Source organism: Microcoleus sp. S13_B4 (assembly GCF_036700885.1).
Taxonomy (GTDB): domain Bacteria; phylum Cyanobacteriota; class Cyanobacteriia; order Cyanobacteriales; family Microcoleaceae; genus Microcoleus.
This window is the reverse complement of sequence record NZ_JAUBPU010000040.1, coordinates 45,446-51,994: the sequence shown is the minus strand read 5'-3', so window position 1 is coordinate 51,994 and position 6,549 is coordinate 45,446. Positions and strand designations below refer to the sequence as shown.

At 43.7% G+C, this 6,549-nt stretch carries 6 protein-coding genes; 3 read left to right on the top strand and 3 right to left on the bottom strand.

Annotation, left to right across the window (positions count from 1 at the left end; translation table 11 throughout):
- Positions 1-922, bottom strand: a 922-nt coding sequence (locus tag QT994_RS19255) for a Calx-beta domain-containing protein (RefSeq protein ID WP_333177184.1), incomplete at its 3' end; no start/stop codon positions are given.
- Between the two features lie 279 nt (positions 923-1,201).
- Here QT994_RS19255 and QT994_RS19250 point away from each other — a divergent pair.
- The gene (locus QT994_RS19250) at positions 1,202-2,107 is read left to right on the top strand and encodes an AraC family transcriptional regulator (protein ID WP_333177181.1); all 906 of its coding nucleotides are present in this window, start codon (positions 1,202-1,204) and stop codon (positions 2,105-2,107) included.
- 153 nt (positions 2,108-2,260) lie between these two features.
- Positions 2,261-3,787, top strand: coding sequence for an NB-ARC domain-containing protein (locus QT994_RS19245; protein ID WP_333177178.1), 1,527 nt, complete (start codon positions 2,261-2,263; stop codon positions 3,785-3,787).
- A 16-nt stretch (positions 3,788-3,803) separates the two neighbouring features.
- On the opposite strand, the gene QT994_RS19240 is transcribed toward QT994_RS19245, so the two are convergent.
- Both QT994_RS19240 and glpK read right to left on the bottom strand, forming a co-directional pair.
- On the bottom strand, positions 3,804-4,175 hold the full coding sequence (locus QT994_RS19240) for a c-type cytochrome (protein ID WP_333177177.1): 372 nt from the start codon (positions 4,173-4,175) through the stop codon (positions 3,804-3,806).
- A 74-nt stretch (positions 4,176-4,249) separates the two neighbouring features.
- Complete coding sequence (glpK, locus tag QT994_RS19235) at positions 4,250-5,737, bottom strand: glycerol kinase GlpK (protein WP_333177175.1); 1,488 nt, start codon at positions 5,735-5,737, stop codon at positions 4,250-4,252.
- Between the two features lie 97 nt (positions 5,738-5,834).
- On the opposite strand from glpK, the gene QT994_RS19230 reads away from it, so the two are divergent.
- Positions 5,835-6,419, top strand: a complete 585-nt coding sequence (locus QT994_RS19230; RefSeq protein WP_333177173.1) for an endonuclease dU — start codon at positions 5,835-5,837, stop codon at positions 6,417-6,419.
- The last annotated feature ends 130 nt before the right edge of the window (positions 6,420-6,549 follow it).

Genomic DNA, 6,549 nt, shown 5'->3' with positions numbered 1-6,549 from the left:
TGGGCATACCTACCGGAGTTGGAGTCGTTATGGGCATACCGCTGTCGTCATCCTTAATTGTGAGTGTAGCGGTAGCCGGTGCGCCTATCGGTGAGTTTATCATACCTCCATTCGTTAAGGACAATTTTATCGTTTCATCTCCCTCCTGCTTGTTATCATTCACAATGGGGATTTCAATTACCTCGAAATCTTTGTCAGCGGGAATGAAGGCTGACCCGAAGGAGCTGTAGCTGTAGCCGAAGTCGTAATCTTCTACGGGAGTTGCTGTACCTGACTCTACCTTGAGACTTCCCCTAATGTCACCTCCAGTAGGACCATTACGCTTAAAGGTAATAGTCGCTTTAGTCCCATTTTCATTGACAGTGTAATTGGCCTCACTAAACGCTATGGTGCTAATGCTGGGTGTAGCGTTACTATCTCCTTTCAGAGTCAAAGTGTAGGGCGACCATAAAACATCGGAAACGCCACGCCACTCCAAATTCACACCGTAATCTCCCGGCTGCAAATTTTCAGGAATTGTCACTGATGCGTCTGACCCAGCCTTTGCCTCGGCGCGACCAAAATAGCTTGTGTTGCTGTCTTTGGTAAAAAAGGATAGCCAAACCACCTCTTTTAATCCCGATAGAGTCACATTGATTTTGTTTTGGTTGTTTGGCGGCACTGTAAACTTGTAGAAATCAAACAAATCTTTGTTACCTAGAAAACCGTTAATCACTATGGGAGTAGGAGAGATATTGCCGATTAACCGAGCAGTATCTCGGTAATCATTAGCAGGCTCTTCTTCATTCATTTGCAGCAAATGTCTTTCAGTGTCTAAAATTCCTTGAGCCTCAACCCGCTCGTTAATATCTGACGGTAGTATCTCAGTCATAGATGGAAGATTAGGAGCATCCATATCGCCTGTGATTCGTTTAGCTGTCATTATTCTATACCTAAATAAAGTTGGTGGAAGATAGGAGATTTCTACAGGTAGGGACTTAGGAAATGCCATATCCCTACTTTTTTGACTACCTTCTACATTTATAAAATACTCAAGACCGATAAGCCACCTAACAGATATTAGTATTTTTATTAGCTATTTTTGTGAAAACTGCTCAATTTGGCATATTATACAGAAAGTTTCCGTATAATTACGAGTTATAAGGATGAGGTAGCTAGTGGGCAAAAATTTTATCCATAGGTATTGGAAGGACAGAAAAGGATGCTAACAGAAAAACCTTTAGCTATTGATTATTCTCAACAAGATGCCACTTCAAAGTTTGTTCAGCGCCCGCTCATTCACTCCAGTTATGACGCGGGATGGAAAAATATTCATCTAGCACACTATCAACTGCCTGCAATGGAAATTCCTGAAACATCTGGTTCTCAACATATAATTTGTCTTCCATTTTGGAAGGAGCCAACAGAAGTGGAATTAGCCTTTGATGGTAAGCGTCACCTAGTGCAGCATGACCGGGATGAAACGGGTTGCATTGAAATACTTCCTGCTTACGCACCTATTAAGGCTAGGTGGAGTCAGGAAAATGATATCACTCACTGCTACCTTGAGCCTACATTTCTTAATCATGCCGCCTATGAGTCAGTAAACCCAGATCGAGTTGAAGTTAATCTGACGCTTAAAAAACCAGATCCGCTAGTTTGGCAAATTATTTTAGCACTGACAGCAGTATTGGAAAACGATCCAAATAATAGTTGCTTTTATGCGGATTCAATGGCGACGGCTCTAGCGGCTCATTGCTTAACATATTACTCAACTCGTAAGCATATTCTGATGGAATATGAAGACGGGTTGTCAAAATACAAACTGAAGCAAGCTATTGAATACATCAACGATCGTTTTAGTGAAAATGTATCGTTAGCAGAAATTTCAGCCGAATTAGGTATGAGTCAATACTATTTCTGTCGATTGTTTAAGCAATCAACTGGAATGACTCCTCATGCCTACTTAATTCAGCAACGAGTAGAGCGATCGAAGCAACTACTAAAGCAGACAGAATGGACAATAAACAATATTGCGATCGAGTGTGGCTTTGCCAATCCCAGTCATTTTGCCAAGTGCTTTCGCCGATACACAGGCATTTCACCTAAACAGTTTCGCATGATTTAGCAAGATTGTGTTCAAATCGCAAAGAAGTGTTCGACTTGAACTGGCAAAACAGATTAAAGTCGCTTACAAGGTGGCATCAGGTGCATCTAACTTTTTCCGACGGAGAAAGTAGCTGTATCGAGTTGACGGGGTGTTTACTTATTATGAATATACATGACACAGAGAAATAAACTTTTACAAATACCAGCACAGAAATTTATAGAGGCTGCGGCTGGCTGGAATCTCGAACAGTTATATGCAGACTTGACAGCAGCCAAACAAGAGTACGCCAGCAGTAGAAAGCAGCGACTCACTCCTTTAGAAAAAACTTACCTGCGAGGATTGCTTTGCAATTATAGTCCGGTGGAAATCGCCGCCGCACTCCACCGCGAATGTGCCGGTATTAGAGTAGACTTATCGAGAGGGCTGTATCGCTACATTCAAGTTTTGACGCTGCAACAACCCAAAGACTGGAAAGAAATCCCAAAAATGCTAGAAATACGTGGTTATCAACAAAAGGGTAGTGGAAAAACATTCCTTCCTACATTGAGAAATTCTACTCAAACTCCCGAAACTCCCATCGAAAATCGAACTGAATGGGGGCTAGCGGTGGATACCTCTATTTTCTACGGGCGCACAACAGAACTTGCTAACTTAGAACAATGGATTTTACAAGAAAACTGCCGCTTAGTTGCTGTATTGGGTATGGGTGGCATTGGCAAAACTGCTTTAGCATCTAAGCTAACAAATCTGATTAAACACCAGTTTGAGTGCTTAATTTGGGTCAACCTCAGTCATGCACCTGTGTTGGCAGATACTCTGGTCAATTTAATCGAATTTTTATCTGATAAACCGCAAAGCGATTTAGATAAATTGCAGTTAATTACTCAGGATAAACAAATTTTTCAAGCTGCGAGCTCGCAGCTTGAGTTTTCCATCGAGAACCTAATCGCTTCCACAAATGCAATAGAACCGACAATCATCGCTGATGGTATCCAGCGCTTGATTCAGTGTTTACAAAAGCGTCGGTGTTTGATAATCTTAGATGAGTGGGAAGCTGTTTTCTGCACTGAGCAGTTAACAGGAAATTATCGAGAAGGATATCAAGTGTATGGGGAATTTCTGAAACAAGTAGGAACATCGCAGCATCAAAGTTGCTTGCTGTTGACTAGCTGCGAAAAACCTAAAGAAATTGCGGCGTTAGAAGGTGAAAATCAATCTGTAAGGTCATTGAAATTGGGTAGTTTGGGAGAAGCGGCTGTGGAAATCCTTAAAAACAAGGGTTTGTCTGAAGAAGGTGAATACTCACAATTGATAGAGGCATACAGCGGCAATCCTTTAGCGTTAAAAATAGTAACGACAACTATTCATGATATGTTTGGGGACAGCATTGCTAAATTTTTAAGAAATGGGCTATTTATGGGAGATTATAGCGATACATTATCTCGGCAGTTGGATCGCTTATCAGGATTAGAAATCCAGCTATTACACTGCATGGCGAAAGAAGTAAAGCCTGTTGATTGTGAAAAATTGTACTCCGATATTCAGCAAGAGAGGGGTTTAGAATTGCTGAAAGCGTTAGAATCGCTTTTAAGACGATCGCTAATTGAAACAGTCCAAGCCGAAAGTGAAACTCTGTTCGCGCTTCAACCTGCTGTAAAGAAATATCTGATGTCTGTGGCAAGATTGCCTAAGCTATAAATAATCAACCGAGGTGCTATTTCCAATCGGTTTCGGCTTGGGATAGCACGTAAGCTGAAACATCGATAATTTGTTGTTCCGACAAACGATCTTTGTAAGCGGGCATAATACCTTTGCCGTTGGTTACTAAGTTGGAAATGTTGGCGATGGAATCCATGCCGTATTTTTTTAAAGCTTTTTGTTTCAAGTTTTTGCCGCGCCTGATAATGTTGCTGCCGTTGATGTGACAGCCTGCACAGTTGGCGCTGAAGACTTCGGCTGCGGTTGTGGGATTTGTAGCTGTATCTGCGATCGCCATTTGGGAATTAGTGGCGATTTCTACCAATGCCAGTGTCAGTATCAATAGAAAGGCGGTGAAAATTTTTTTAAAGTTCTTTAGCGAAATCATTTATTTGCAATTGGAAAAATAGTGCTGGATTTAATGATATCACTAAATACGCCTTTTTGGGTTAACTCAGCGATTTATTCTTCCCAATCGAATGTGCGGGAAACTGCTTTTTTCCAAAAGCGATATTTTTGCTCGCGAAGTGCGATCGGCATTTTCGGTTCCCAAGTACAATCCACCGCCCAATTGTCCCGCAATTCGGCTAGCTGACTCCAAAAACCTACCGCCAAACCTGCCGCATAAGCCGCACCGAGTGCAGTAGTTTCTGCTACCACAGGCCGCACCACAGGCACTCCCAAAACATCGCTCTGAAACTGCATCAGCGTGTGATTTCCCACCATACCTCCGTCTACTTTTAAAGACAAAAGCTGCACTGCTGAATCCTGATTCATCGCATCCAATACTTCTCGCGTTTGCCACGCGGTAGCTTCCAATACTGCGCGGGCAATGTGTGCCTTAGTCACGTAGCGAGTTAAACCTGCAATTACTCCCCGCGCGCTGTCTTTCCAATAGGGCGCGTAGAGTCCAGAAAAGGCCGGGACAACGTAAACTCCGCCGCTATCTTCAACTGTATTTGCTAATGTTTCTACTTCCGCAGATGTGTTGATGATGCCCAAATTGTCCCGCAGCCACTGCACTAAAGCTCCGGCGATCGCAATACTGCCTTCCAAAGCATACACAGCGGGGGATTCTCCCATCTTGTAGGCGACAGTTGTTAGTAATCCTTGCTTTGAAGGGACGATCGCCTCACCAGTATTCAGCAGCATAAAACAGCCCGTACCGTAAGTATTTTTCGCCTCCCCCGGACTGAAACAAGTTTGCCCGACGAGGGCGGCCTGCTGATCGCCCAAAGCAGCAGCAATTGGAACACCTGCAAGCAATCCTTTTGCAATTCCCAAAACTTGACTCGAAGGGCGAATTTCTGGCAGCATCGGGCGGGGAATTGCCATTATTTCCAAAGTTTTCGCATCCCAATTAAGGGTTTGCAAATCCATCAGCATCGTGCGGCTGGCGTTGGTAACATCGGTAATGTGCGCGCCGCCAGTCAGGTGCCAAATCAGAAAAGTATCGACATTGCCAAAAATCGCATCCCCTTGATTTGCAGCTTCCCGCAATCCTGGAATATTGTCCAGCATCCACTTAATTTTCGGCCCGCTGAAATAAGTAGCCAGCGGCAAACCGCATCGTTTTTGAAATCGCTCTTTACCCTCAACTTCAGCTAATTTTTCGCAAATTTGGTGAGTGCGGGTATCTTGCCAAACAATCGCATTGCCGTAAGGTTTGCCAGTTTTTCTGTTCCAAATAATAGTAGTTTCGCGCTGGTTGGTAATACCGAGAGCAGCAATATCTTTTGGGTCGATATTGCCGATTTCGAGGGCATTTTTAATCACGCTTTGGGTGCGCTGCCAAATTTCCTCGGGATTGTGTTCAACCCATCCTGGTTGCGGATAGATTTGCTGGTGTTCTTGTTGGTTGCTACAAATTATCTGTCCCTGGCGATCGAATATGATAAATCTGGTGCTGGTGGTTCCTTGGTCGATCGCTGCTACGTATTTTTTGTCCAACTGTCTAAAACCTTTTTATAATGAGCTATTTAACGTATATGATACTATGTAAAACACAACCTAATCTCAAAAACTTTAGCTTAGGGAACTCCATAAGTTGAAACTGGCAGATTTGCTGAGGCTCGATCGCACAATTAAGGTTATTGGCTTTGACGACGCTCCGTTTTCTCGTACAAGCGGCAGTCTGGTGTCGATCGCAGGCATAGTCTGCGGGGGAACTAGATTTGAAGGAATGGTGTGGGGACAAGTCCTCCCAGACGGATTAGATGCCACGGATGCTATTTCTGGGCTACTCCTCGGAGGCAAATTTCTGCCGCAATTGCATCTTGTTTTGCTAGACGGAATTGCTTTCGGCGGCTTCAATATTATTGACCTTCCCGAGTTAGCATCGCGGCTGCAAATTCCTTGCGTTGCTGTCATGCGCCGCCAACCCGATTTAGCTGCTGTTGAAAAAGCCCTCCGGCATTTACCCGACTCAGAATACCGTTTACAATTATTGCGCCGCGCCGGGAAAATTCACGCTTTTGAACCTTTCTTTTTTCAAGTTTGTGGCGAACAACCAGAAGTAATAGCGAGGGTGCTCCAGCGTTTGACCGACACTGGGAAAGTTCCTGAAGCTTTGCGTTTGGCTCATTTGATTGGTGCGGCGGTAATTAATGGAGTTAGCAGCAGTTCTGCTTGAATTATTGTTAAGAGCGGGCAATATGCCCGTTCCACAAAGAGTAATTTTTTTTGTGGGGTTGGCATCCTGCCCGCCCCGGAAAAGTTTATTGTAAATGATGTTATTCGATGAGTTTTTACCTACCTACTTA

Excerpts from the sequence above, each read along its gene's own strand:
- QT994_RS19250 (WP_333177181.1), top strand. The coding sequence starts at position 1,202 with ATGCTAACAGAAAAACCTTTAGCTATTGATTATTCTCAACAAGATGCC.
- QT994_RS19240 (WP_333177177.1), bottom strand. The coding sequence starts at position 4,175 with ATGATTTCGCTAAAGAACTTTAAAAAAATTTTCACCGCCTTTCTATTG.
- QT994_RS19245 (WP_333177178.1), top strand. The coding sequence starts at position 2,261 with ATGACACAGAGAAATAAACTTTTACAAATACCAGCACAGAAATTTATA.